General features: G+C 47.0%; 20 protein-coding genes and 4 pseudogenes. 21 read left to right on the forward strand and 3 right to left on the reverse strand.

Annotated elements, in window-relative coordinates:
- The first annotated feature begins 189 nt into the window (after positions 1 to 189).
- The 5 genes and pseudogenes from QRY16_RS18755 (at position 190) to QRY16_RS18775 (ending at position 8434) form a co-directional block, all read left to right on the forward strand.
- Positions 190 to 5130: a hypothetical protein gene (locus QRY16_RS18755; RefSeq protein ID WP_289777663.1), complete on the forward strand. Its 4941-nt coding sequence runs from the start codon at positions 190 to 192 to the stop codon at positions 5128 to 5130.
- 217 nt (positions 5131 to 5347) lie between these two features.
- A pseudogene (locus tag QRY16_RS18760) lies at positions 5348 to 5506 on the forward strand (transposase); the annotation flags it as partial.
- A gap of 121 nt (positions 5507 to 5627) precedes the next feature.
- A pseudogene (locus QRY16_RS18765) lies at positions 5628 to 5719 on the forward strand (hypothetical protein); the annotation flags it as partial.
- Positions 5715 to 6627: pseudogene (locus QRY16_RS18770) on the forward strand (IS91 family transposase); the annotation flags it as partial. The pseudogenes QRY16_RS18765 and QRY16_RS18770, both read left to right, overlap by 5 nt.
- A gap of 787 nt (positions 6628 to 7414) precedes the next feature.
- Positions 7415 to 8434 (forward strand): RepB family plasmid replication initiator protein, encoded by a 1020-nt coding sequence (locus QRY16_RS18775; protein WP_193406576.1) that lies wholly within the window; start codon positions 7415 to 7417, stop codon positions 8432 to 8434.
- 1886 nt (positions 8435 to 10320) lie between these two features.
- On the opposite strand, the gene QRY16_RS18780 is transcribed toward QRY16_RS18775, so the two are convergent.
- From QRY16_RS18780 to QRY16_RS18790, 3 genes are all read right to left on the reverse strand, one after another.
- A complete protein-coding gene (locus QRY16_RS18780) occupies positions 10321 to 10674 on the reverse strand; it encodes a hypothetical protein (RefSeq protein WP_193406578.1) in 354 nt (117 codons plus the stop codon).
- Positions 10675 to 11395: 721 nt separating this feature from the next.
- The gene (locus QRY16_RS18785) at positions 11396 to 11776 is read right to left on the reverse strand and encodes a sugar phosphate isomerase/epimerase family protein (RefSeq protein ID WP_289777673.1); all 381 of its coding nucleotides are present in this window, start codon (positions 11774 to 11776) and stop codon (positions 11396 to 11398) included.
- Between the two features lie 909 nt (positions 11777 to 12685).
- Positions 12686 to 13156 (reverse strand): CerR family C-terminal domain-containing protein, encoded by a 471-nt coding sequence (locus QRY16_RS18790; RefSeq protein WP_289777664.1) that lies wholly within the window; start codon positions 13154 to 13156, stop codon positions 12686 to 12688.
- An 88-nt stretch (positions 13157 to 13244) separates the two neighbouring features.
- On the opposite strand from QRY16_RS18790, the gene QRY16_RS18795 reads away from it, so the two are divergent.
- From QRY16_RS18795 to QRY16_RS18865, 16 genes and pseudogenes are all read left to right on the forward strand, one after another.
- Positions 13245 to 13400 carry a hypothetical protein gene (locus QRY16_RS18795; protein ID WP_289777665.1) on the forward strand — a complete coding sequence of 52 codons (156 nt, stop codon included), beginning with the start codon at positions 13245 to 13247 and terminating at the stop codon, positions 13398 to 13400.
- Positions 13401 to 13538, forward strand: a pseudogene (locus QRY16_RS22355) (hypothetical protein); the annotation flags it as partial.
- A 15-nt stretch (positions 13539 to 13553) separates the two neighbouring features.
- On the forward strand, positions 13554 to 13955 hold the full coding sequence (locus tag QRY16_RS18800; protein WP_289777666.1) for an HlyD family secretion protein: 402 nt from the start codon (positions 13554 to 13556) through the stop codon (positions 13953 to 13955).
- Positions 13955 to 14752 (forward strand): ABC transporter permease, encoded by a 798-nt coding sequence (locus tag QRY16_RS18805; RefSeq protein WP_289777667.1) that lies wholly within the window; start codon positions 13955 to 13957, stop codon positions 14750 to 14752. Before QRY16_RS18800 ends, QRY16_RS18805 begins: the two co-directional genes overlap by 1 nt.
- Positions 14752 to 14916 (forward strand): TolC family protein, encoded by a 165-nt coding sequence (locus QRY16_RS18810; protein WP_289777668.1) that lies wholly within the window; start codon positions 14752 to 14754, stop codon positions 14914 to 14916. The genes QRY16_RS18805 and QRY16_RS18810 overlap by 1 nt, the downstream gene beginning before the upstream one ends.
- A 1328-nt stretch (positions 14917 to 16244) precedes the next feature.
- Positions 16245 to 17381 carry a UDP-4-amino-4-deoxy-L-arabinose aminotransferase gene (gene arnB, locus QRY16_RS18815; protein WP_289777669.1) on the forward strand — a complete coding sequence of 379 codons (1137 nt, stop codon included), beginning with the start codon at positions 16245 to 16247 and terminating at the stop codon, positions 17379 to 17381.
- Between the two features lies 1 nt (position 17382).
- Positions 17383 to 18366, forward strand: a complete 984-nt coding sequence (gene arnC / locus QRY16_RS18820; protein WP_193406581.1) for an undecaprenyl-phosphate 4-deoxy-4-formamido-L-arabinose transferase — start codon at positions 17383 to 17385, stop codon at positions 18364 to 18366.
- Complete coding sequence (arnA, locus tag QRY16_RS18825) at positions 18366 to 20345, forward strand: bifunctional UDP-4-amino-4-deoxy-L-arabinose formyltransferase/UDP-glucuronic acid oxidase ArnA (RefSeq protein WP_289777670.1); 1980 nt, start codon at positions 18366 to 18368, stop codon at positions 20343 to 20345. The genes arnC and arnA overlap by 1 nt, the downstream gene beginning before the upstream one ends.
- Positions 20342 to 21226 (forward strand): 4-deoxy-4-formamido-L-arabinose-phosphoundecaprenol deformylase, encoded by an 885-nt coding sequence (gene arnD, locus QRY16_RS18830; RefSeq protein WP_193406583.1) that lies wholly within the window; start codon positions 20342 to 20344, stop codon positions 21224 to 21226. The genes arnA and arnD overlap by 4 nt, the downstream gene beginning before the upstream one ends.
- 19 nt (positions 21227 to 21245) lie before the next feature.
- Positions 21246 to 22907, forward strand: coding sequence for a lipid IV(A) 4-amino-4-deoxy-L-arabinosyltransferase (arnT, locus tag QRY16_RS18835; RefSeq protein ID WP_193406584.1), 1662 nt, complete (start codon positions 21246 to 21248; stop codon positions 22905 to 22907).
- On the forward strand, positions 22904 to 23236 hold the full coding sequence (gene arnE, locus QRY16_RS18840) for a 4-amino-4-deoxy-L-arabinose-phosphoundecaprenol flippase subunit ArnE (protein WP_193406585.1): 333 nt from the start codon (positions 22904 to 22906) through the stop codon (positions 23234 to 23236). Before arnT ends, arnE begins: the two co-directional genes overlap by 4 nt.
- Positions 23233 to 23607: a 4-amino-4-deoxy-L-arabinose-phosphoundecaprenol flippase subunit ArnF gene (gene arnF / locus QRY16_RS18845; protein WP_193406586.1), complete on the forward strand. Its 375-nt coding sequence runs from the start codon at positions 23233 to 23235 to the stop codon at positions 23605 to 23607. Before arnE ends, arnF begins: the two co-directional genes overlap by 4 nt.
- 609 nt (positions 23608 to 24216) lie before the next feature.
- Positions 24217 to 24369 (forward strand): DUF5993 family protein, encoded by a 153-nt coding sequence (locus tag QRY16_RS18850; protein WP_238939046.1) that lies wholly within the window; start codon positions 24217 to 24219, stop codon positions 24367 to 24369.
- Between the two features lie 9 nt (positions 24370 to 24378).
- Positions 24379 to 24942 carry a disulfide bond formation protein B gene (locus tag QRY16_RS18855; RefSeq protein WP_289777671.1) on the forward strand — a complete coding sequence of 188 codons (564 nt, stop codon included), beginning with the start codon at positions 24379 to 24381 and terminating at the stop codon, positions 24940 to 24942.
- Positions 24943 to 25316: 374 nt separating this feature from the next.
- Positions 25317 to 25625 carry a helix-turn-helix domain-containing protein gene (locus QRY16_RS18860; protein ID WP_193406588.1) on the forward strand — a complete coding sequence of 103 codons (309 nt, stop codon included), beginning with the start codon at positions 25317 to 25319 and terminating at the stop codon, positions 25623 to 25625.
- Positions 25626 to 25653: 28 nt separating this feature from the next.
- Positions 25654 to 26538, forward strand: coding sequence for a type II toxin-antitoxin system HipA family toxin (locus QRY16_RS18865; protein ID WP_289777672.1), 885 nt, complete (start codon positions 25654 to 25656; stop codon positions 26536 to 26538).
- Positions 26539 to 26625 lie beyond the last annotated feature (87 nt).

Raw genomic sequence — 26625 nt, forward strand, 5'->3', positions numbered from 1 at the left:
GTAAAACACTAATCTCCACTCTGGTCTCCAATGTCATCATTGGCAGTGCCTTAAAACTGCCATTTTTACCCTAGGTGGGTCAGATTTACATCGGCAGGTGGGCCAGTTTTACATCGGTAGCGACACGAAGAAAATATATCTACGATAACAGGTGTATTGATTAACCTAGTAATGGACACCGTGATGTACATGACGGGAGAATTAATTATCCCAGAATTTAACAAACTATATACGGGATATAATATATATAACAAGTTAACACTTATTTACCAGGATCCTGAATCAGGAAAGACCGAAAAGCTACGTCAGCTGGGCTATCAACTGGATAAAATAGCCCCAAATATATCCTCTTCTGATATAAAAAAATATATCAAATTGTTCTCTTCATTATTGGTTGATACAACTATCATATGGGATAAGTTGCAAAACTTATATCAGCAGGATTCTCTATTACAATCAATTACAGAAACACTAAATTCTGTTTCTTTATCTATAAAAAAAACTTCGCTAACCGGGAATCAACTTTCTGCCCAATGGAGTAATATTGCAAATATTCTGCATCTACTGGCAAATGGATTGTCGCTGGTTAATAACTTATGTTCACTTCCAGAGAACAGTACAGCAGAACACTATTTTGACCTGTTTTTTAAGTCGACCTCGCTGGTAAATTCTATGCAGCCCTTACTGGATTTAGGGAAAAGCCTGTCTGTACTGAAAAACTATCCCTGTCAGGGTTCATCGGCTGAACAATTGAGCTGGTTATTAGAAGGAATTTCTAACCCTGAACTCTCCCCCTATATTGAACCCGTTACTGGAAAAGCACCGTTAGCATTTATTAAAAGTGCCGCTGAATTCCCGGCAAATGGAACATTGAGTGAACAGATTGAAAGTGCATACCATTTACTGGGTAATACGCCAGGAGTCAGTACATTTAGTAGTGCATTTCGTGAAAATCTCTATATAGATGAGATAACGCACTTATTAACTATGCTGATAAAAATAAGTAAAGGAGAAGAGTGCTATACAATTCTCACATCATTATGTACGACAGGCGAGGGAAAAAATATCCTGTCTGCGGGACTGCACTCTGCTGCATCAATGGCCATTCCTTACATGGGTCCCATTCCACAATTTCTGAATAGTGGCTGGCAACTCTGGAATAGTTTACTTTCGAACCAAAGCTGGTCTGATATCACAAAAAATATATTAAGCATACTGACCGAATCGCTTATTGCCCCCATGACAGATCCTCTTGGCGAAAGGACACTGCGACTGGCACAAGCTATCGCACAACATAATAGCTGGGAAGAAACAATTACACATATTATCCTGCAAGGAAGTAACGCTGGCGAAAAAGACATCAACTTTTATAAGCAATATTTGAATTTATTACTAGGATGGAAAATTTATCAGGCATTTCAGGAAAGTGATCCGGATAAGCTGAAAAGTCAATTATGTCATATCAGCTTTGAGCTAAAAAAATTGATCAATGTACCAGAATGGACCTATCTCAACACCCTTATCGATTTTATCCCGCTGCTGCCTGCACTACAGAAGGCAGATATCAGCATTCCCATGCAGAATGAAAACCTGATTACATGGGCTAACCGAATGCTTCATACATTGTCAAACAGCACCGATCTCGGCATCGTGACACTGCGCCATGACCTGTCTGCACAAATCACAAAGTGGACAGCTGAGGCGCTTATAGCTGGATTTTCTGCGATGATAAGTGGCGCTGTTTCACCTGATCAGACGCAAAAAAAAGCCATGCCCTCTCCTGCTGAGGGATGGGGCCTGAGCGATATTGCCCACGGTACATCTCATTGGCTGGTAACAGTCGATAAAACACTCGATAATGCCATTAATAGCATTTTCCCCTGGAAAGTTGTCGATGCATCACCGTTACCCGAGACGACGCCTAATAGTGAAACAGCAGAAACCGTCATTGGTAGTGAACAATTCTCTGTATCTAATCACAATCTGATCTCAGATGTGGATAAAACAGGTATCGATCACATACAGGATACCTATAATGATATCATCACTCTATATGATGGTTTTATTCTGGACTTTCTGGAAGAGAATGAAGAAGATGAAATAAATAACCCATGGCGGCAATATGCTGAATATACCCTTATGGGGACCTGGTGGGCATTTGTCGCTTATAAAACTCTGCAAACATGCAAAAAAAATAAATACACAGAAACCCTATCAGCAGACACCCCTTTAACAGTATTTTCAACCAATGGAGAAGGTGAACAATCTGAGACGCTGTTAAGCTTGCCAGAGACAACTAAACCCAATAAGACCGGAATTATCAGCCAATACAAAACCCCACTTATGATGGCTGCTGCGGGTATTTTTATCCCTGGATTATTATGGTATCTTCGTTCTGAGTCGTCAGGGGCAAAGGAAAAAGACTTCCCGAAAATACAGCTGAGTGATGAAGAATTTAATGCGCTTTCAGCAAAACTGTCAAATGATGAAAAAGAACTTTTCGAAAAAACTGCTTTTAATCATGCTCCTGAGCATCATATACAAAAACGCGTGGTTTATCATGATCTTTCTTATACTTATCGCGATCTACAATATATACAAGAAAATACTGTACCTGTTCATCTTACGTTAGGTAATTTCATTCATCGCATGGAAGAAAAACATAAAATAACTATATTTAATAGCCTGAATAAAATCATGGTGAAACGTTTTATATATGATGATAAAACCGATAGTGGAAGATATCATGAAGATATATCACTACACAGATATTTAATCACAGGGCCTGGTGATTCTGTTGAACAACATATTAATTATAAACTGCCATCTACCCTCCCAGAAAGGCTGGCTAAAGATCTTCAGCAATATCACCGACGCGATCAAAAAAGAATTCGTATAGCTAAAGATCTTTACCGTAAATTAGAATATACTGAACGCAGAATTGTTAGTGAATATAAAAATGATTTTCCGGGCTTTATCAGATATTTACAAAGGCGCCATCATCTGAATGATTTTATTAATAAATCAAGTTATGTAACTTATTATGAAGAAGGAACAATAAATGAAAAAAAATGCAGTTTAGAAGATGCATTAACAAAAATTGATCGGAATCATGTCATTATATATGAAAGATGGTTTTATCATCCCAAATTTAGAATCTTGATAAAATATTTTGAATATTTCCGTGAAATATATGAACAAAAAAATAACCTAGTAAAAAAAGTTGATCAGGATAGCTCCATTAATAGAAAGCATAAAAGAGTTTCAAACATTAATAAATCTGTACTGTATAAAACAGAGAAATTAATTAAAAATATAAATAATTATCATGGTGAAAATACCATAGCAGATAAAGATGAATTTATCATTGGTTATCATGAGGTATATGGTGATGGAGAGGATGAAAATAAACCAGAAGTCGCTAATTCAGCTTTCTATGCCAGTGTACTCTATTCAGTGCGTGCACAGGAAGAACAGGCATTCAGTAAATTTAAAAACAAAAAAATCACTGTTAACAGTATAAATGAAACATATGATAATTTGATAAAAGAAGCCAACTCTCGGCTAATGAAGTATATAGAAGAAAATCAGTTCAGCGATGATTATATTAGTAAAGAGGAGATTGCTTTACATGGAATTAAAGAACGTAAAGCACAATTTTACCATCTCAACAGAGATTTGGAAAATCTGGAGCTTCCTGTTGCTGACGGTAAATTAACCACTTCGCTGGTGCTGTCTGCCAGAACCGCCGCCATGCGCCATTTATTACGTATGGATTTGTATATGGAGCACTTTAATATTAGCGGTTTTAGTGATAAAAATATTCTTCAGGCCGCCACTGAAATATTGCAGACGGACAGTTCAATAACAGGTGTTAATGGCAATATTCAAAGCCGGCTTCTTGATCTGGAAGTCATTTATTTTTATTTTATTAAACGTTCTACTGAAAAAGGTTTTGATGAAAGTTGTTCATATAAATATAGTGATGAAAACTGGAAATGGGGAAAACCAACCAGAACAGTGATGGAGACATTCGATATTTTCAATAATGACAAAAATCTTCCAGCAGATATTCATTTTTTCCGTGATTTTTATGCTAAAAACTCACGAACATTCAGTCTGCACTTAAAAGAATTCCAACGCTCTGATAATTGTATAAGTTTTGACAGTTATTATGCGCAATTCAATGAATATATACAGAAGCATCTGGTGAACGATGCAAGCATGCTCACACAGTCACGTTTATTAAATCAGGCTGGTGATCCTAACCAGACTCATGTTCCACTTTGTAAAATAAAAAAAATTGAAGATATTACTTTTTCTACTTTTACCAGTAACGGAACTTTTAATCGGGTTTTAGCAAGGGACTCCAGTAATCCTAAAAAATGGATAGGTATGCGCAAGCCTGTGACAATACCAAAAGTTGGAGTACATACCAATATCGTTGCTCATATTATACAAACCCAGGATTACCGCTGGTTTCTGGTTGAATCAATGGAAGGACCTATGGCACCAACGATAACAGAAATTTCATTAGCTGTTTATCAAAAAATGAAGAGAAATGCCACCTTATATCTTGGCGATTTATTTCCAGACCGGGAGCCACTGGAGGCCGAAAATTTTTCATTATCCACAGGCAGTAGTACATGGATTAATAAGACAGTTGAAGAATTAATGCATGGGATAATTAAGAAAACGATTGAAAAAAAAATAAATGCAGATAAGAAGTCACTTCTGGATAAAAACTTTTTTGATGAAATCCGGAGTATGATCCCTTATCACGATACCATTAAGCGAATGATTCATGATCCAACCTATTCTCCTGGCTGGGAAGATCTGTTTTGGGATACAGCAAATTTAGTCCTTACTGTAGTCTCAACAGTTGTTCCTGTGATCAAAATTGGGATGGCTGGATTCCAGGCGGTTAAAACCGCACTGCTGCTGAGTGCAAAACAAGGTTTAACCGGTTTTGCATTAGCGCGCCTAGGTTTCAGAGCCGCCGTACCCTTTCTGCGTTCGGCGGCCCGAGAAGTGGGACATAGCACTGCAGGGTTTGTGGTGCCATTTTATCTCCCGGGACGCCATGCTTACCTGAGACTCAGGGAAGTCAGAGCACTGAGATCAATCTGACAGTCACATAACCTGTCTGCTCCCGCCAGCCTGCATCCTAGGCGGGAGAATATTTTGCAACCTTCTTTGGGGTCTGATGGGCGTTGGTGCACGGATGGCTAAATTATGTCAATGTGGTTGGGGTTCTATGCCGGAACCCCAGATTTTTCCGTTATCCCAGTTTCAGCCCGGCAATCAGCGCATTGCATCGCCCTGGAAATCCTGGAGACTAAACTCTTTGAGAAAAAATACGCGCTTTTCCCCGGAGGTCCGTCAGCGGGCCGTACGTATGGTTATTGAAGGTCAGAACGACCACGACTCACAGTGGGCCGCTATCAGCTCCATCGCTCCGAAGATCGGCTGTACCCCGGAGACACTGCGTATCTGGCTGCGTCAGTAGAACAGGGCAGCCTGACGGCTGCAAATTGAAAATCCCACCATCAGCCGGCCCCTGAGTTGCCATAACCTGAGGAAAATATGTATGATCTGACGACATATTTTCCTCAGGACCGTTCCCCATGATGACCCGTAAACATATCGATACCGTCCTGCTCTCCGGCTCTCCCTGCGTAAATGGGACTGGATTAAGCTGATGAAGCCTATGGACCCGCATCACCGGCGTGAAGGAATATGACTGCGATAATCCCGGCTGTCACCACGTAAAATACATCACTAATGCCTGCCACAGCCGCGCCTGTCCCTCCTGCGGGAAAAGGCAACCGACCTGTGGATTGCCGCCCAGCTCAACCGCCTGCCGGACTGCGACTGGATACACCCTGCCCGACACGCTATGGCCCCTGTTTGAGGTCAACCGCTGGCTGCTCAACGACCTCTGCCGCCTGGCCGTCGATAACCTGCTGTACGCCGCCGGCAAACGGGCGCTGGATATCGGTATTTTCTGTGCCATTCACACTTACGGGCGTCGTCTCAACTGGCATCCCCATGTTCACGTCTCCGTCACCTGCGGCGGTATCGATGAGCACGGTAAGTGGAAGAAAATTAGCTTCCGCAAGGACACCATGCGCGTCCGATGGATGTGGAATATCCGTCAGATGTTGCTGAGCGTCTGGTCTGAAGGTATCGCGCTGCCGCCGTCACTGACACACATCACCACAGCATCACAGTGGCGCAGGCTGGCGCACTATGCCGGCGGTGCCACGCTGAGCTTCCGCTACCACGACCACAATACGGGTAAGCAGGCGACGGAAACGCTGACACAGCATGAGATTGTGGCGCGGCTGAAACAGCACGTCCCGGAAAAGTTCTTCCGGATGGTGCGGTATTTTGGCTTTCTGGCCAATCGGGTATGTGGAGAGAAGCTGCCGGTGGTCTATAGCGCGCTGGGGATGGAGAAACCGCTATGCGCAGATGAGTAAGCCGTTCCTGCGGCGTGATCCGTTCGAATGCTTGCTGTGCGGTGGGCGTATGGTCTACCGTCAGGCGGTGGCGGGTCTGAATGTTCAGGGGCTGAAAATCCACGCGCGGGAGATAAGCCTGATGAGGTATATCCCGGTCTGACGCAGGGAAGATTTGCCTTGTGCACTCTGTCAGCCTGAAAAATGGCCAGAAAAAGCACAAATCATCACCAGTCTGCATGGCGCAGACAGTCCCTGCAGCATACGAATCGAATGGTGGTCAAATTTCAACCACCTTCTGCTGGTGCTGGCGCAGAAATAGTTTCAATTTCCTATACGTGAACAGAAACGCATGCTAAATACATTTTTGGGACAGCCTGATAACCGCGGCGCGGTGGAAAATACGGATTTGTTAAATGCTGCGGTGGATCTTTCAGTTATGGCGTAATGTAAGAAATTTGCTGCTTTGTTAGCAAGCTGGGCAGGCAAACGTTATCAAATTAACCTTACCATTGTGAAAGTTTCTTCTTTGTTGCGGATGCTGCCTGATTTTGATGCTCTGGCAATAAATCAGGATGGGTCTCCATCTGCTAACGTAGCGCACGTCTGTTCTTCAGGTGGCTGGTTATGTTATTCCTTCATCAGAATTGAGGATCGAGTTATCCCCATAATTAACAGGGTAGATCCAGTAGTATGATCTTAATACGATCTCAATACGATCCTATAACTACCAAAACGATCCCCGCATCCTCGTAGAGCTTGTCACAACTGGCTTAATCCCTGATCGAGGTTATCAGTTATATGCTAAATGTTATCAGTCAGGTGCATTTTGTTTTCGCTCATATGCTAAGAGTTATCGGTTATATGCACTTTGATTTCCGCTTGTATGCTGGTAAAGTTATCCGTCATATGCAAGGGCGGTTTTTCCTGTTAATAAGTGAATCTTTGTTATGACCAAGAAAGTCAAAGACTTAGATAGTATGACGGACGAAGTGAATAAAAAAACGGGAGAGGTTGTCCACTTAAATCCCACGGCTAACGCAACGGTGCAACCTGTAGCGCTAATGAGACTCGGGCTTTTTGTTCCCAATACTGACCATGCGAAGGCGAAGAGCTCGGTAAATACTGTTAAATCGACGGTTGATGCTACTGAAGATCTTTATCATCTGGAAGTGGTTAAAAGGGAAGGGTACAAAGACATCTCCATTCGATCTGAACGCCTTGATATGGCGACAGATTTCAGGGTCTGGCTGGGGATCATCCGCTCCATTTATGATAATGGCACGTTTGCAGGTAAGCTGAAGTTACCTTTCACAAAATTCCTGCAGAACTGTGGATTTGACTCGAAGCGTTCTAATAAGGATATGAAAAAGCGCATAGATGACTCTCTCATGCGTTTACGCGGCGTAACCATACAATTCCGTAATGACACCGGCTCGTTGACTACCGGCCTTGTTAATAGCGCTCATTACAGCATGACGAAGAATGAAGTTGAGATCGAAGGGGATCCCCGCCTTTCTGACCTCTATCAGATGGATTACAAAGTCTATCTGCGTCTCAAAGCTATTGATCATTTGCCCAGAAAAGAATCAGCACAAGCCCTGTACACATTTATCGAGAGTCTGCCCAAGAATCCAGCGCCTGTGTCTATGAAACGCTTGCGTGAACGGCTTCGTTTGAAATCCCGCACGGCTTATCAGAACCATATCGTTCGTAAGGCCTTGGAGGAGTTGAAAGAAATCAATTACCTCGAATACAGTGAGTTTAAGCGTGGACGATCGGTGTATTTCAACATTACTAAGCGCAATCCAAATCTGATCCCTGATAAGTCACCAAAGCTCAGCGATTCAGGGATGGCTGAGCCGCAGATTGTCGATGAACAGATGATTTCTAAAATCACTAAGCTCAAAGACTCGGGTTTTAGTGAAGAAGAAATCGCCAAGATCCTTATCAGCCTTGATTCTGAATGACTGGCTGATAAGTAAAGTAAGCAGCATACGACCGCCAACCTTGTTAAAATTTACAGCTTATTCAAAAGGATATGAATGAGATGTTCCTGTTATCCAACAAAATAACTCTTCTCTCATCTCTCTTAACTGAATGCAAGATCCTATGTATTCAGCATATGACTGATAACCTTCGGAACAGATAGTATTGTATGTCTACATCATTAGCATACGACTGATAACCTATTGCCTCGATTTGCTGGTCATATCCGACCATGAAATTTAAGATGTTATATTTACTAAAGTCTTCAATAACAAACAGTTAAAAGCATTAATAGTTTGATTAAACTGATCTGAGAATTCGCTGATCAGCATATGACAGGAAACCTTACGGCATATGACTGATAACTTTATGCAATCCATGCCGCCTTTCCGTATGGGACAGAGGGGAAATTTATTTCAAATACTTGATATTTAAATGCATTATATCTGAGTTAATGGATTATTTAGCGTAACCTTAAGCGGGCAGTGTTGTCGGAATTAACAGGTTAAGCATACGGCCGATAACCTTTGCATATGACTGATAACCTCTGGATGCAATCAGGCAGTTGTTTGCGTTATGTTTACTCTGTCCTCAACAACTGCTCGTATAAATACAGGTGCCTACAGCATACGAGCGATAACCTTTTGCATACAACTGATAACCTTTGTTTGAAACCCGCTCGTTTTCGCTTAGCGTATCCTCAATGAAAAATGAGGTGATTACTGCATATAAGCGATAACCTACAGCATACAACCGCCAACCTTTATTACCTCGCTTTTGATCATTAATTATTTTAAAATCAATAGGTTAAATGGAATTTAAAAGGTGTTCACCTTATAACAACCTTATCGTTACAACGAGATTTCTTACAGAGGCGATTCATAGCAGTAGTCATGTATTTGCATACGAGCGATAACCTGCATTGTTTAACCTTTCAAAACGTAACCAGATTAATTTTTTGACTTTAATAGGAAAATATCAAGACATCCATACGGATGAAGCGCTTTTTAGCATACGACGGGAAACTTCTTATTACTGATGCCGGGTAACCTGTATTCGTCCTGATAAGCAATGCTCGTTACTCAATGAGTGGATTTTCAGCATACGACGGGAAACCTTTTGAAGAAGTAAGGTGCTGCTCAGAGCAGATAAGCCTGCCGAGAGTTTGCTCTGTAGCGCATACAGCAAAGTGTAATCATACGCACGCTGTCTGCCTTTTTACCTTTTTTGTCGCTGCCGCTATGGTAACTGGCTTTGCAGCTATACCCGTTTCGCTGAATGATTTACCGCTGTTTCTGGAGCATAAAAGCAGAAAGTCCGAAGCGTATCTTTGCCATGTTGGGGTATAGAGATGAACCCAGCCAAAGCCTGTTTCTGCCCCTGCCGGCATGTAGGCGGTTGCCATACAATAAACAAGATAAAGGCGTTACTGAAAGCAGTGACACCGCCTGAAAATGTTAAAGCGTTAAACTTATGCTCTTGGTAGGTTTAAATCTTTGTGGTGCAATGTGGTGATGTCCTAAGTTTTAAGCTGTCTCTGTCGGCATTATGGAGCGCACCCTTTCAATCCGTTATTGTCAATCGCGCCAGACGTTCTATCCATGATCGATAAAGCATCGGGGAAAAGTCCGGGTAAGACACTAAGGATAAGGGTGCTATGGCCAGTCGGACAGGTATCGCCCGGCAAGAAACAGATCCGTGTCGCGACTCTGCAGGTCTCATGATGTAAAAGGTTGAACCACATGCGTGCGATGAAGTGTATGGCTGGCTTCGCAAAGCGTGTGGTTAAATACAAAATGTTATTGACCCTACGAGTAAAATTTTAGCGCGGCTCAGGTTATTAACATGATCTATTCTACTCTCTCGTTTATTCAGGATACTTTTTAGATTTTTTATATGGGCAGACGGGTATTTTGCAAATAATTTTATGCTTACATACACCATTTATGATATGCCTTTCACATCCCCCATAGCTCTTGATGTTTTTCCAGTGATCAGCAGAGTAACGGTAGGTTTTTAAAGTGGTGACTGATGCTACTCTTTGTGCAGACTTAAAAAAAATCCGATCGCGATATAAAAATACTTCGCTACTGATCATCAAACCAGCATCGAACTCGGTCCAGAGAATGATCTTTTGTCCTTTTTTATCATTCAGGAGCAAAAATAAAACACGAGATTCCGGACTTAACATCTTGTCCTCAATCGTGAAATAAGTATTCAAATTACTTCCTCCGAACGGGTGTTCCCTTTTATGCAATGCATTTTAAGATCCCTTTTTAGTTACTTTAGACACTGTATCTGTGAGTCGTGAAAATTCGTTTCGATTATAAGTGATTAATTTATTTAGTAATTGAAGTAGACCGCCGAATAACATTTCGCATAATTGTTAGCCAGCCAGGCTGAAATTAAGCCTTTCTGTAACCGCCATGATTAATTCTACCTATAAGATAGATGATCTTTATAGAATTTTCTTGAGTCGTGTCAGGTTTCTATGCAGTCATCTCAAAATTAAAAGAATGGACATTTTATGATCAATTTTTATTTAAATTATACTATATCATAAGTAGGAGTCCCCACATGTGCGCTTTACCTGGACCGGGCTAATTACCTTCCTTCGCATCCTTAATAAACTCAACGGTTACTCACCAATGATATAAATGGGTTACTCACCAATGATATAAATGGAGGGGCGGCCTGTATTTGGTAAATTAAAATGGCTATTATAAAAATAGCGTTGCCATATATGTATTACGCTTTTAGAATAAAAATAAGAGGCGGAAGGTTAATTTTTCAATATAACTACGTAAATACGCCGTTTTGGACTATCTGTTACTGAAGAAGGAGTTTATTACTGATAAATATATTCCAGAGCTAAGCGAGGCTTCTCTGAAATAATCACTGTGGTGTGTTATTATTAACGCCACGATGACGCGGCGCTGAATTCAAACCGTAATACCGTACTGTTTCAGGCTTTGCATACTGGCCTGGCCAGTTTCAAATAAATCTTTTTCCCACGCATGTGGACTTAACCATTCCGGCGTCCAGACACCATCATAGCCAGTGGCACGTACCGCGTTTAGCCAACCGTGAATATCAACTTCGCCCTGGCCGGGTTCGTAATTGCGTTGTACCCGCTCATCCCTGGCTTCACCAGCACGTGCGGCGCGGCCATCGCAGTAGTGAATACCGTAAATCAGATTCGCATCCATCTGGGCTACTTCTTCAGGACGCGTATTGCCGCCCGCGTGCAGATGCCAGAAATCAATGACCAGCCCAACGTTGTCTTTACCACAGGCGGCGATCATATCCAGACCTTGTTGCAGCGAATTGAATGGGGTGCTTCAACGAAATTACTGCAACCCACCCAGCTAATGAAAAATAGCACAGAAAATAAGCCTGAACATACTGCAGGACGCAATTATCTATCGGTAGGGTTTACTATGTCCGATCAGCCAGCAACTGTTATAACAGGCAGGTGGGATGTCTGTAAGGTTAACAAATATACGATGGACATTATTAACGCTACCATAGCCTCCGCCCTGGCAACGACGATAACGTCCAATACGATGCTGAGTAATAATGATTAAGCTTCGCCAATACAGCGGCGGGCTTGCTATTTTTCAGCAGAAAAATCAGAAAAGCTTTAAAGACCTGGACCATATAGAACTGATTTATATTTAGTGCAGCAGTAATTAATTTAAACGCGCTTTCAATCGATAGAGATTTTAATCTATTGATCCTGTCACGCATCTGCTGCCTCAAACGCCTGTTTATTTTCAGCCTGGCGGCCGCGGCACAACAGCAACAGAGCATGAAAAGGACACTGCCGATCGCTGCTTCGTACCATTTCTTACTACTGATGTGGTACCACCTTATAAGCAAATAACTGACATATCTCATCGTAATTTTCATCGCGCGGCATTAAGCAATTTGAGTTCGCTTAGTCAGAAAGTTACGTAGTAATCCCTCAGACTTAAGCTGTTCTATGCCGTAAATGGAAATTAGCAGATCAGCAGCGTTATTTTTCCCGGCAATGTTGGATTATGTCGCCCCAGGCTATGGCAAAGATTTGCAGCGGTGGGGGAGGAAAGTCAGCCTTTAATGCAAAAATAGAAAAGTGGTTATTGCCATGCCAGCCAGTAGGAAGCAGAGGATAATGACTGGCTTTATCGGCAATAAAATAACGGTGAAAAACTATTGTATACCTTATTTTTTTCTGTGCGATTGAGGTTTTATTTAATGTGATGGAATGCTTTGGTTGCCTTCAGACCTGCGAGCGAAAATCGTTTAAAGTGCTCAGTCAGTGTCTTTGTCTGCATTGCGGTAATTTCTCTGACCGGCCCTGGGATTCGGTTACCCGCAACTATAAACATCATGCACGGGGCCATAACACTTAACATGCAGGGTAACAAAGCCGGATTGTTTTCGCTGATACCTGCCGCTTCGCTGATAATTTTCCGCACCGACTGAATTTTTCCCATGCATTCGCTGTTCACAAAGTCTGAGAGCTGGACCGAAGGAGCCAGCAATTCTCGCGCAAATACCCGCCCGTGCCAGCCATTTCCTTCATTCAGTTTTGAAAGAAAATTTTCCAGAAACACACCCAGTTTTTCTTCCAGTGGCAGATTGCTTGCAGCCAGCGCCGCAAGTTTTTCTTCATCCAGGTAAGGTTGGTGTGCCAGTGACAGGACAGCAAGATACATCCCGTCCCGGCCGCCAAAATGATAATTGATAGCGGCCAAATCAACCTGTGCTGCACTGGCTATTGCTTTGTTTTTAGTGGGGCAGGTGGTGGCGAAACTTGATACGCGTGCGCTGAAAATCCAGGAAAAACAGGCAGAGGCCCGGTTAGATGCTGAAAAACAAAGCGTGCGTGAGCAGCAATCAGGTGCCCGACCAGAAGAAATCGTGCAGGCTAAAGCTCAACTGGCTTCTGCACAGGCATAACTGACTAAGGCTCGTGAAGACTTCTCGCACATACAGCGTATCTCCTCCAGCACCGCCGGCAAAGGCGTCAGTAAACAGGAACTGGATACCGCCAGGAACAACCTGAACATTGCCGGGGCCAGTGTTAAAGAACGACAGGCCAGCCTTGACCTGATGATTAAAGGGGTTCGAACGGAACAACGCAAAGCGACCGTGGCTCAGGTTAAAGCGCTGGCGGCCGATCTTGAGTTATTACAATACCGAATTTCACAGGCAGAGTTACGCGCGCCGGTTAATGCTGTTGTGAGAGCGCGCCTTCAGGAACCCGGAGATATGACCAGCGCGCAGAAGCCTGTCTATACCCTGGCGCTGACTGAACCGAAATGGGTGCGCGTCTGGATCGATGAAGGCGACCTGGGACGAATTAAATCCGGTAGCCATTCAGGATGCCGGGAAAATACGCCTCGCGAGGTGCGCCAGCGGGCCGGGCTGGCTCATGCAGCAGATATGAATACCGCGTTTATCGCAATTGTTGAGAACGCCCGGGCTCAGAATCATAAAGAGGGGAATCAGTAATGAAAAATTCCACTTTTATGAGTCGGCTGATTTCACTGACCCGTAAAGAAACACGCCAGTTATTACGGGATAAAAGCAACCTTGCGGTGGGGCTTCTGCTGCCCGTGGTGTTGATTTTGCTGTTTGGCTATGGCCTGTCGTTCGATCTGAATAACGCCAGAATCGCCGTTGTTCAGGAACAACGTACCCCGCAGTCCTGGCAGATTGTCACGGCGTTGCAGGGCAGCCGTTATCTTTCGGTTCAGGAATATACGAACCTGAAGACCGCTCAGGATATGCTGCGTAAGGGCGAAACGGACGCCATTTTACGCATTCCCCCCGATTTTGCTCAACGTCTGACCACTGGCAATGCGCAACTCCAGCTCTTGCTCAACGGTGCGTCTACCAGCGTCGCCAGCGCTGCACAAGAATATGTCACGCCCTGGCCACACAGACGGCCATTAGTGCTGATCGCGGCGGAAGCCAGTCTGCCACCGGCAGCGTCACCATTGAACAGCGCATGTGGTTTAACGAATCCGGCAACAGTACCTGGTCTGGTGGTGCTGATCCTGACGTTGATTGGCGCTTTCCTGACCGGGCTGCTTATTGCCCGTGAGCGTGAACACGGCACGCTGGAGGCGCTCTTTGTCACACCGGTACGTCCGCTTGAACTGGTGCTGGCAAAACTCGCGCCCTATATGGTGGTAGGCGCGATCGATCTGGTTATTTGTCTACTGGCTGCACATTATCTGTTTGAGCAGCCGGTGCGCGGTTCAGCGAGCAGGAGCAACAGGAGAAAAGTGCCAAAGAGGCTATAGTGCTGATTCAGGCGAGATATGATGGCGGACTGACAAATTTCATCAATGTGCTCGACAGCCAGCGAAGCTACATCCAGGCCCGCCAGGCGTTGGCAATGAGTCAGCGTGATGTAAAAACAGCCTGGGCAGCGGTGAACCGCTCGGTGGGTAACTATCCGCGCTGAATAACGGGAGAGAAAAACGTAAGGCAATCATTGATTAGAGATCACCTGGCGCTGTCCAGGATGGCGGTGATATGCGCCTTTAACGCTTTATGATCTTTTCCAGACTCACAGTAAAAAGTTCTTTCCGCCTGTTGAGCCTGGTAGTGCGTCTGCCGTTAGCGTGTCGCTGTATAGCGTTTCCCCGCGCAGGTGCACCAATAAAGTGACAAGCCTCTGTAGAATTGCGTTCAGCTAGCGGCAACTCAAGTTATGCGGCAGCGGAATCAATCGATCTCTATTTTTGACGGTTTCAGTTTTCGCTCAGATTATATCAAAAGCGTGTTCCTTTTGTGACGTTACCTTAAAACCGCTGGCTTTTTTTCTCAGAAATTTTATCAGATAAATTTATGATAAATTTGGTAAAGCTTTCCTACCGTGAGTCTGGCAATGATAGTCTGAATGCTTTAATAATATTCATACCTGCTGGGATCAGATTTATGATGTTTTTTGGAATGCCTAGGTTGTAATAGTTCACTAAATTTAGCTGGGCATTCTGCCAATATCAGCGATTTTAATGCGGCTTTAGCGAGAAATGTTAACCGGAAATATCAGTAAGCACATTCCCAGGCCGGATTGTTCAGCATTCATCTTGACGCGACTGAAATTGCTGCCTGAGTTTTTTGGCTTATCGAAATCATTAACAGAGAGTCAGTAGCTATAGCAATTTTACTGCAAATACTCAGACAGTTATAAAAATTAATTTGTAATAATGCTTCATAACGATGCGTGTGAAGAAGAGATGCTCTTGTCTACCCCATAGCTGCCTTTGTTGATTTTGATAGCCATAAACGACGCTGTCTCGTTCGGGGCGGGCCAGAGGGTCTAACGGTAATACCGCATGGCATAATTAATTTAGAAAGCTTTTTAAGAGCGGGTCCAATCCAATAGCAGGGCGATATGGTAAAAATAGAGAATTTTCTGGTGGTCTGCTTGTATCAGGCAAGAGAGTGGCCCGTATTAAGTAATAGTAACGATGGAAACAGATAGTTGCCCTAATAATTTTCGAACCATCATGGAACGGGGCGTTAGCATTATTTTCAGAGGTTTGATCATTAAAAACAGACGATTACATCAAATGTGTTCAGGCTCAGTTTAATTTATCTGGTAGAATTGCGTTGTATATTTTCTAAGGTTTTTATTTCCACCGGTGAATTGTTTATCTTTCGTTTGTGCTTGCGGGTGGAATATATCCCGGTTACCTGAATTTGCAAATCCGAACACTATTAATATTTATCTACCGGGCTTACACAAATCGGTACTGTTTCTCCGAATTTTTTAGTAAGGATTATATGGCTTTTCTTCCCTTCTCACGTCCTACATTAGGTGAAAGCGAGCTTGAGGCTGTGCGTGATGTCTTTGCATCTGGCTGGATCACTACCGGGCCGCAAAACGCAGCGCTGGAGCAGGCCTTTTGCCAGCTTACCGGCAATCAGTTTGCGATTGCTGTCAGTTCTGCCACGGCAGGTATGCACGTCACGCTGCTGGCTCTGAATATTCAGCCCGGCGATGAGGTAATTACACCCTCGCTGACCTGGGTATCGACCATCAACATCATCACGCTGCTGGGGGCGACGCCAGTAATGATTGATATTGATTGTGACACCTTAATGGTCACGCCTGAACAGATTGAAGCAGCCATTACGCCACGTACACGTGCCATTATCCCGGTGCATTACGCAGGCGCGCCAGCTGATATGGACGGCATCCGTGCGGTTGGCGAGCGTCACGGTATTCCTGTGATTGAAGATGCCGCGCACGCGTCGGGCTGCTATTACCGGGGACAACACGTAGGCCATCGGGGCACCGCCATCTTCTCATTCCACGCCATAAAAAATATGAGCTGCGCTGAAGGCGGTCTGATTGTCACTGATGATGCGGCCCTGGCCGATCGCATGCGCAGCCTGAAATTTCATGGGCTGGGCGTTGATGCTTACGATCGTCATACCCATGGACGCAAGCCGCAGGCAGAAGTGATCATGCCTGGTTTTAAGTACAACCTGCCAGATATTAGCGCCGCTATAGCACTGGTGCAGTTGCATAAGCTGCCCGCAATTAATGAGCGTCGCGCGGCCATTGCACAGCGCTATCTCACCGAGCTAGCGGATACGCCTTTTCTGCCGCTGGCGCAGCCGTCATGGCCGCATCAGCACGCCTGGCATCTGTTTATCATTCGCGTTGACGAAGCGCAATGCGGCCTCAGCCGTGATGCCTTAATGGAAACGCTCAACGCTCAGGGTATCGGCACCGGTCTGCATTTTCGTGCTGTACACACCCACAAATATTACCGCGACCGCTATCCGCACCTTTCCCTGCCTAATACCGAATGGAATAGCGATCGTATTTGTTCCCTACCGTTATTTCCTGATATGCGTGACGAAGACACTGGGCGCGTGATTAGCGCTTTACGTCAGATCGCCGGAGTTTGACATGCTGGAAGAAAAAGCCATTCGTAAGATCTCCGTGGTGATCCCGGTGTACAACGAAGAGGAAAGTTTACCCGGACTGATACAGCGTACCGATACTGCCTGTAGCGAACTGGGGCTGGATTATGAAATTCTGCTGGTGGATGACGGCAGCAGCGATCGCTCCGGCGAGATGATTACTGACGCTGCTGATATGCCCGGTAGCCATGTGGTGGGCGTATTGCTCAATCGTAATTACGGCCAGCATTCAGCGATCATGGCGGGCTTCAGTCATGTAAGCGGCGATCTGATTATTACGCTGGATGCCGATCTGCAAAATCCGCCAGAAGAGATTCCGAATCTGGTCAACGCGGCGCTGCAAGGTTATGACGTGGTCGGCACAGTGCGCCAGAACCGTCAGGATAGCTGGTTCCGCCGCCGAGCCTCTCGCACTATTAACCAGTTGATACAGCGCGTTACGGGTAAAGCGATGGGCGATTATGGCTGTATGTTGCGCGCCTATCGTCGGCATATCGTCGATGCGATGCTCAACTGCCACGAGCGCAGTACTTTTATTCCCATCCTCGCCAATACTTTCGCGCGCCGCACCATCGAGCTGCCAGTGACACATGCAGAACGCGAATTTGGTGACTCCAAATACAGCTTTATGCGGCTGATTAACCTGATGTACGACCTGGTCACCTGTCTGACCACCACGCCGCTGCGTTTGCTGAGCATTGTTGGCAGCCTGATCGCGTTGGCTGGTTTTGCCTTCTCGCTGGTGCTGATCGTGCTGCGGCTGTTCCTCGGTGCTGAATGGGCCGGTGATGGCGTATTCATGCTATTCGCGGTGCTGTTCATTTTTATCGGCGCACAGTTTGTCGGCATGGGCTTACTCGGTGAATACATTGGCCGTATTTATAACGATGTCCGCGCCCGTCCGCGCTACTTTGTTCAACGCGTCATCCATCCTCAGCAGGATGCCTCCTCAGTACAGGAAATTGAGTAATGAAAACGATCGTCTTCGCCTATCATGATATGGGCTGTGCAGGCATTAATGCGCTACTGAGCGCCGGTTTTGAAATCAGCGCAATTTTTACGCATGCTGACAATGCCTCCGAAAACCACTTTTTTGGCTCGGTTGCGCGCCTGGCGGCGGAACAGGAAATCCCGGTGTATGCGCCGGAAGATGCTAATCATCCCCTGTGGGTCGATCGTATCCGGGCGATGGCGCCTGACATCATCTTTTCGTTCTATTATCGTAATCTGCTGAGCGATGACATCCTCAACGTTCCCCCTCTCGGTGCCTTTAACCTGCACGGCTCCTTGCTGCCGAAATACCGCGGTCGTGCGCCGCTGAACTGGGCGCTGGTGAAGGGTGAAACCGAAACGGGCGTGACGCTGCACCGTATGGTGAAACGTGCCGACGCTGGCGATATTGTGGCGCAGCAGCGCGTGGCGATCGAAGAGCAGGACAATGCGCTGACGCTGCATCGCAAGCTGGTGGTCTGTGCGACCCAGCTACTGGAACAAGCGCTGCCAGCAATGAAACGCGGCGATATTACGGCGACGCCGCAGGATCACAGCATCGCCACCGTGGTGGGCTGCCGTACGCCGGAAGATGGCCGCATCCAGTGGGAGCAACCCGCGCAAATCATTAACAATCTGGTGCGCGCGGTGACCGAGCCGTGGCCGGGCGCGTTCGCCTTTGCCGGTAACGTGAAATTTGTGGTGTGGAAAGGGCGTGTCCACCGTACTGCGCACAATGCCAGACCGGGTACGGTATTGTCAGTTGAGCCGTTTCTGATCGCCTGTGGTGAAGGGGCGTTGGAAGTGGTGACCGGTCAGAGCGAGAACGGCGTATATATGAACGGTTGCCAGCTGGCGCAGAGCCTCGGTGTGGTTCCGGGCGCGCTGCTGTACTCGCAGCCGATGGCGACGGTTAAACGTCGTACTCGTGTGCTGATACTCGGTGTGAATGGGTTTATCGGTAACCATCTGACCGAGCGTTTGTTACAGGACGATAACTTTGAAGTGTACGGTCTGGACATCGGCTCAGATGCTATCAGCCGCTTCCTCAATGAGCCGCGCTTCCATTTTGTAGAAGGCGATATCAGTATTCACTCTGAGTGGATCGAATATCACATCAAAAAATGTGATGTTGTGTTGCCGCTGGTTGCTATCGCCACGCCGATTGAGTACACCCGCAATCCGCTGCGCGTATTCGAGCTGGATTTTGAAGAGAATCTCAAAATCATCCGCGACTGCGTGAAATATCAAAAGCGCGTCATTTTCCCGTCAACCTCCGAAGTGTACGGCATGTGTACCGACAGCCACTTTGATGAGGACCAGTCCAGCCTGGTCGTTGGACCAATCAACAAACAGCGCTGGATCTACTCGGTATCGAAGCAGCTGCTGGACCGGGTGATCTGGGCCTACGGCGAAAAAGAGGGGCTACGCTTCACCCTGTTCCGTCCGTTTAACTGGATGGGGCCGCGTCTCGACAATCTCAACGCTGCACGTATTGGCAGCTCACGCGCCATCACGCAACTGATCCTCAATCTGGTGGAAGGTTCCCCCATCAAACTGATTGACGGAGGGGCGCAGAAGCGCTGCTTTACCGACATCCGTGACGGCATCGAAGCGCTGTTTCGCATTATTGAGAACAAGCAAAACAACTGTGACGGTCAGATTGTCAATATTGGTAACCCGGAAAACGAAGCCAGCATCAGAGAGCTGGCCGAGCGGCTCCTGGCCAGCTTTGAGCGGCATCCATTGCGCGATCGTTTCCCGCCTTTTGCCGGCTTCCGCGAAGTGGAAAGCAGCAGCTACTACGGCAAAGGCTATCAGGACGTGGAGCATCGTAAACCGTCGATCAAAAACGCCTGCCGCCTGCTGGACTGGACGCCAACCATAGAGATGGATACCACCATTGAGAATACGCTGGACTTTTTCCTGCGCACCGTTGAGCTGTCGGAAAAGCCATGAAGAAAATTGGCTTGCGCGTGGATGTTGATACCTGGCGTGGAACCCAGCGCGGTGTCCCGGCATTACTGGCGCAATTCAGACAGCATGAGCTGCAGGCCAGCTTCTTCTTTAGCGTCGGGCCGGACAATATGGGGCGTCATTTGTGGCGTCTGATAAAGCCGCGCTTTTTGTGGAAAATGCTGCGTTCGCGCGCCGCTTCGCTCTATGGCTGGGATATTTTACTGGCGGGTACGGCCTGGCCGGGGCGTGAAATCGGCCTTGCTCTGAAAGAGATTATTAGCGCTACCGCAGGGCACCATGAGGTCGGACTGCACGCCTGGGATCACTTTGCCTGGCAAACCTGGGCGGGTGTATGGCCGGAAGATAAATTATTTGAGCAGATTGCGCGCGGCAAAGAGGCGCTGGAAGACATTCTCGGTGAAAATCTCACATGCTCCGCGGTGGCAGGCTGGCGCGCAGATGAGCGCGTTATTGCAGCCAAGCAGCCGTTTGGTTTCCGCTATAACAGCGACTGCCGCGGTACTGGCCCGTTTCTGCCACGGCTAAATGATGGCAGCTTAGGCACGGTGCAGATTCCAGTAACCCTGCCTACATGGGATGAGGTGGTTGGCCAGTCGGTGAGCGCTGCCGGATTTAACGATTTCATCCTTGAGCAGATGCATGCCGCAACCGGTTCGCCGGTATATACCATTCATGCTGAAGTCGAAGGGGGGATTGGACTGCGGGCATTTTCTGACTTGCTGGCGCGGGCAAAAGAGCAGGACATCCACTTCTGTCCGCTTAGCGAATTGCTACCGGAAGATCTCACAACACTGCCGCAAGGCAACGTGGTGCGCGGTCATGTCCCTGGGCGCGAAGGCTGGCTGGGCTGTCAGAGCTAATTTTTAACAGGAACCATGGATGCGTACAGGTACTAAAACGGCACTGCTACTCGCACTTTTCGCACTTTATTATCTCGTCCCGATTGAATTCCGCGCATTATGGCAACCGGACGAAACCCGCTACGCAGAGATCAGCCGTGAAATGCTGTTTAGCGACAGCTTTATCGTGCCGCATTTCTTCGACCTGCGTTATTTCGAAAAACCCGTTGCGGGCTACTGGATAAATAACCTGGGTCAGCTGCTGTTTGGTCACACCAATTTCGGTGTGCGTGCCGGGGCGATTTTTAGCACCACGTTGAGTGCCGTGCTGATTTACTGGCTTGGCAGGCAGATGTTCGCCAGCCGGAAAATTGCGCTGACGGGCAGCGTGATCTTCCTGACCTCGCTACTGGTGTACAGCATCGGTACGTATGCAGTGCTCGATCCGATCCTGCTGCTGTGGCTGGTGTCGGCAATGTGTAGCTATTGGCTGACCGTACAGGCGATGACTTCGCAGCAACGTTTGCGTGGCTATGTGTTGCTTGGTGCGGCTTGCGCGATGGGGTTCATGACCAAAGGTTTCCTGGCGCTGGCCGTGCCGGTGCTGGCGATTATGCCGTGGGCGATCTGGCAGCATCGCTTTGGTGAGCTGTTACGCTGGGGTCCACTGACAGTCATGGTTGCTGTGCTGTTAAGCGCCCCCTGGGCACTGGCAATTAATCATCAGGAAGGCGATTTCTGGCACTATTTCTTCTGGGTGGAACATATTCAGCGCTTTGCCGAGTCCAATGCCCAACATAAAGCACCGTTCTGGTATTACCTGCCAGTGTTACTTGCGGGCTGTCTGCCATGGCTGGGGTTACTGCCGGGTTCGCTGCTTGCTGCGTGGCGTCAACGTAATCAGCAAGCTGGCGCGTGTTATCTGCTGAGCTGGGTACTGTTGCCGCTGCTGTTTTTCAGCATCGCCAGAGGCAAACTGCCTACCTATATTCTGCCGTGCTTTGCGCCGCTGGCGTTACTGATGGCGAACTATGCATACAGCGGTAGCGTACAGGTGATGAAAGCCTTCAAAGTGAATGGCTGGATTAATTTTTTGTTTGGCGTCGTGACCACACTGGTGCTGCTGGTAGCGATTGCACCCTGGGGGCTGGCGCATCGTCCAGTCTATGCCAGCAATGAGACGCTCAGCGTGATGTGCGGGGCGCTGGCGTTTATCGGCTGGGGCGTGATGGGGTGGTTGAGTCGCAAGCCAGCCAGCGATCGCTGGCAACTGGCGGCACTGTGCCCGCTGATGTTGGCGCTGCTGGTCGGGTTTGCCATTCCGCAAAAGGTACGCGACTCAAAACAACCACAAAGTTTTATCAGCGTGGTACATGATCGGCTGGCAAACAGCCGTTATCTGCTGGCAGACAATCCGGGCGTGGCATCTGCCGTTGCCTGGGAGCTACAGCGCAGCGATATTAATTTCTATGATGCCAAAGGCGAGCTGCAATACGGTCTCAGTTATCCAGATGCGCAGTCACGTTATGTTGCGGCCGATGCTTTTGCCGCCTGGCTGGACGTGCATCGTCGTCAGGGGAAAGTCTCGCTGGTGCTGATGCTGGGCTCTGATGGAATTATGCCAGATGCGCATTTGCCGCCGCCCGATGATGTCTATCGTCAGGGCCGTCTGGTCTACTACGGATATGATGCGGCACCATGAATCTGTTACTGATTTTACTGGTGAGCTTACTGAGCTGCGCCGCCCAGCTGTGCCAAAAGCAGGCGGCGCATCTCGGCGCCAGGCGCGGCAAAAAAAAGTTGCTGATGTGGATCGCGCTGAGTTTGTTACTGCTCGCCGTGGCGATGCTGCTTTGGCTGGCGGTACTGCACGTAACGCCGGTTAGCGTTGCTTATCCAATGCTGAGTCTTAATTTCGTTTTGGTCGCGCTGGCCGCCCGACTGTTCTGGCAGGAAACCTACACGCTGCAGCAGTGGCTGGGCATCATAGTGATGATTGCGGGCGTTAGTCTGATCGGGAGCCATTTGTGAAAGGGTTGGCGTTTGCGCTGAGCAGCGTTCTGCTGGTGTCGCTGGCGCAGCTGGTATTACGCGCAGCGATGCCTGAGCTTCCGGCCCTGAGTGAAATATCGAGCCTGCAAATGGCGCAGTACCTTAAACCGTTGCTGCTGTTGTGCGCCGGGCTTGGTGCTTATGCGCTGTCGATGCTGTGCTGGATGCTGGCGTTGCGCTATCTGCCGCTCAACCGGCTCTATCCCTTACTTAGCCTTAGCTATGTGCTGGTGTGGCTGGGGGCGATTTCACTGCCGATGTTCGGTGAAACATTCCGCTGGAGCAGTTTTACCGGCGTACTGTTAATCATCTTTGGCCTGCTGTGTGTGTCGCTGCCGCGCCGAAAGTAGCGTTTTATCTTTTCTCTATGCCTGTATGCCAGGTGCTGTATCGCCCTGTTAAACCGGGGTTTGTCAGTGGTTATCCCGAGGGTCATGTTTGCATAACCAAGCAGTAAACCGGCTGATGGGCGTTGATTCTCCGGTAAAACTTTTGTTGGGCAAGGCTTCTTTTATGGTTAGCGGGCTCAGGATGCTTGCATAGGGTTTCGAGGATAATCTGCTTTTTAGGGGATTGTGTCGCTATTGATAACAGAGGCTTACCTTCGTACCCTTCTGTTGGCTATTACCCAGGCCAAACGCTGATGCATACTGGGGTAAATAAATAAGAAAGGCGGAACCCGGTTAAAAGTATTACGTCCGGCTAGCAGCGCCCGGTCCAGGCCACTATATATTCAGGAAACTGGAGCAGTAGTGAGAGTACGATAACAGAAGATAACTCGCTCTATAGTCTACAGAGTTATAGATGAAAGTAATAAATCAGGCGTATACTGTGATTGAAATTGTTGTGTTTAAAATTCTGACGAGTCATCTCGCCTGATAAGTGATTATTCAAAGCGTTAAACAGGAATAAGTTATAGTCAGCTCTGTATTTACAGGCAGAAAAATAAAGGAGATTTTATGTTTTTACCATTTTTAATCGCTCTGGGCATAGTTTTAAGCGTCTTATCTGGCAAAAGAAAGATAAGTTATGCGCTTTGGGGAGTTCTGCTGGTAGTGACCCTTCTTACCTTTAAATACCATGCTACTGATGCTCTGAATCTGTCTTTCTGAGGAATGAAAATGGAAAATTTTAAACAGAAAAATACTCAGCTTGCCCTGTTTGCGAACTTTCTGGGGCTTATTGGCATATCCATTACTCTTTTAATTGCCTTTTATTATCAACTGGTAGAGTCAGAGTTACCGTGTCCACTTTGTCTACTTCAACGGGTAGGGCTGATACTGGCGGGTTGTGGCTTTTTATTTAATATACAGCAAGGTATTAAAAACACCCATTATGGTATGGTTATCATTGGCTGTATTGTAACGGGTATAATTGCAGCCCGGCAGATGTTTTTGCATATCACGCCAGGTGATACTGGCTATGGTTCGACATTCATGGGCATACATTTTTATACCTGGGCTCTGTTGTCCTCTGTCCTGCTTATTATGTTTGTTGCAGTAATAATGCCGTTAAACGATCTTTCGAAAAATTTAATCAACCTTCCCTCGCTGCCAGGAGCAAATAAGGTTGCCAGCCTGTTATTCGTTTTCCTGATTGCAGGAAACTTAGTCTCTACGGTACTTGAATGTGGCAGTGGACAGTGCGCAGATAATCCATTGAGATATGAATTACTGTCGAAGTAATCTATTCCGTTAAATAAATCAACTCCAGATTGTAAAGGTGACTGGCCCGCTATTCGATAGGGCTGGTCACCGCAGGAACGAACTCTTTTTCCCGCCATCGCGCTCCTTTGCCTTTTCAGCCAACGTTAACAGCGTGGCCTGAAAGCGGTATTTTAACGTTGCGCAACGCGTCAGACTGAGCCGGACAGTATATTGCACCGCTTCTTATCATAATTCCCTATTAAAGACTTATAAAAGCCTCTTATTCCCGTTTTAGGGGAATAAAAGCTTTTAAAAAACCCTTAATAGAAATCTTTCGCGCTGAGAGAGTGCTGTACTATAATGGCTTTAATAAAGGTTATTAATGACGTTTTATTGCGACTGGAGCTGTTAATGTGGCTATTAAACTCTATTCAGAATCTGCCTTAATGGCTGAACTGGCACACCGTCTTAAAGAACATCGGCTGCGTAGAAACCTGCTCCAGAAAGATCTGGCACAGAAGGCCGGCATATCCGTATCGGCCTTAAAGAAGCTGGAAAGCAACGGTAAAGTAACCCTGGAAAATTTTATGAAGGTGGTCTTTGCCTTACGGCTTGAGAAAGAGATGATGGGCCTGTTTGATGCTCCAGCATTGAGTATTGCGCAGGTTGAAGCGCTAAAAACGGCGAAACGTCAGAGAGCTACCCGGCGTAAAGTAAATTAATTCATAGTCATTGACGACGGAAAGCGTGATGAGAGAATTACAAAATAATTACCAGCCTCTTCAACGACTGGAGGTCATCTATGAAGGCTGGGGTGAGCACTGGCCCGTGGGTATTTTAGCGGCGGGCATACAGCGCAGCGAGTGGTTGTTTGAATACTCAGAGCAGAGCATTCAACGCGGTATTGAGTTTTCTCCCTTACTTCATCCCCTGGACCGTACTACCTATTCAGATTTTGAGCGCCACCAGGAGGGCATACCCGGCTTTATTGCTGATTCGCTGCCTGATGGCTGGGGCAGGCTGTTAATGGATCGGCTGTTACGCCGTAACGGTTTCGAACCTGCCGGACTCTCTGCCCTCGACAGACTGGCGCTATTGGGCAGCAATACTATGGGCGCGTTGACCTATCGGCCACTGGTCGTAATACCCGGACAGGATACGCATCAGCAAGATATTAACGACCTGATTTTACTGGCAAAAGAGATACAGGTTGAAGTATCGGGTCAGGATTCAGACGTGCTACCGGAACTGGTGCGCCTTGGCGGATCGCCGCACGGCGCCCGTCCGAAAGTGCTGGTGGAGTTTGATCCCGCCAGCGGACGCATTGCGTCCTCACCGTTTACAGGCAGCCATCCCTGGTTGATTAAATTCCCCGCCGCGCAGGAAGCGGTCTGGGTATGCGCCTTAGAAGAGGTATATGCACGTATGGCTCGACAGGCCGGTGTCGCATTCCCTGAAAGCCGCTGGTTCTCGCTGGGTGATGGCTTGTCAGCTTTCGGCGTTAAGCGATTTGATCGTCATCAAGGAGTACGTGTTCCAATACTCAGTATGGCGGGTGTGCTGCAGGCGGATTTTCGGCTTCCCTGCCTCGACTATGTCGCTACCGATGTAAAACTGGCCCACCTGCCGATGTAAATCTGACCCACCTAGGGTAAAAATGGCAGTTTTAAGGCACTGCCAATGATGACATTGGAGACCAGAGTGGAGATTAGTGTTTTACAC

Source organism: Mixta mediterraneensis (assembly GCF_030283135.1).
GTDB classification, from domain to species: domain Bacteria; phylum Pseudomonadota; class Gammaproteobacteria; order Enterobacterales; family Enterobacteriaceae; genus Pantoea; species Pantoea mediterraneensis.

Bases quoted from the DNA above. Each gene is read 5' to 3' on its own strand.
- QRY16_RS18755 (WP_289777663.1), top strand. From the start codon at position 190: ATGACGGGAGAATTAATTATCCCAGAATTTAACAAACTATATACGGGA.
- QRY16_RS18775 (WP_193406576.1), top strand. From the start codon at position 7,415: ATGACCAAGAAAGTCAAAGACTTAGATAGTATGACGGACGAAGTGAAT.
- QRY16_RS18790 (WP_289777664.1), bottom strand. From the start codon at position 13,156: ATGTATCTTGCTGTCCTGTCACTGGCACACCAACCTTACCTGGATGAA.
- QRY16_RS18800 (WP_289777666.1), top strand. From the start codon at position 13,554: ATGATTAAAGGGGTTCGAACGGAACAACGCAAAGCGACCGTGGCTCAG.
- QRY16_RS18805 (WP_289777667.1), top strand. From the start codon at position 13,955: ATGAAAAATTCCACTTTTATGAGTCGGCTGATTTCACTGACCCGTAAA.
- arnB (WP_289777669.1), top strand. From the start codon at position 16,245: ATGGCTTTTCTTCCCTTCTCACGTCCTACATTAGGTGAAAGCGAGCTT.
- arnC (WP_193406581.1), top strand. From the start codon at position 17,383: ATGCTGGAAGAAAAAGCCATTCGTAAGATCTCCGTGGTGATCCCGGTG.
- arnA (WP_289777670.1), top strand. From the start codon at position 18,366: ATGAAAACGATCGTCTTCGCCTATCATGATATGGGCTGTGCAGGCATT.
- arnD (WP_193406583.1), top strand. From the start codon at position 20,342: ATGAAGAAAATTGGCTTGCGCGTGGATGTTGATACCTGGCGTGGAACC.
- arnT (WP_193406584.1), top strand. From the start codon at position 21,246: ATGCGTACAGGTACTAAAACGGCACTGCTACTCGCACTTTTCGCACTT.
- arnE (WP_193406585.1), top strand. From the start codon at position 22,904: ATGAATCTGTTACTGATTTTACTGGTGAGCTTACTGAGCTGCGCCGCC.
- QRY16_RS18850 (WP_238939046.1), top strand. From the start codon at position 24,217: ATGTTTTTACCATTTTTAATCGCTCTGGGCATAGTTTTAAGCGTCTTA.
- QRY16_RS18855 (WP_289777671.1), top strand. From the start codon at position 24,379: ATGGAAAATTTTAAACAGAAAAATACTCAGCTTGCCCTGTTTGCGAAC.
- QRY16_RS18865 (WP_289777672.1), top strand. From the start codon at position 25,654: ATGAGAGAATTACAAAATAATTACCAGCCTCTTCAACGACTGGAGGTC.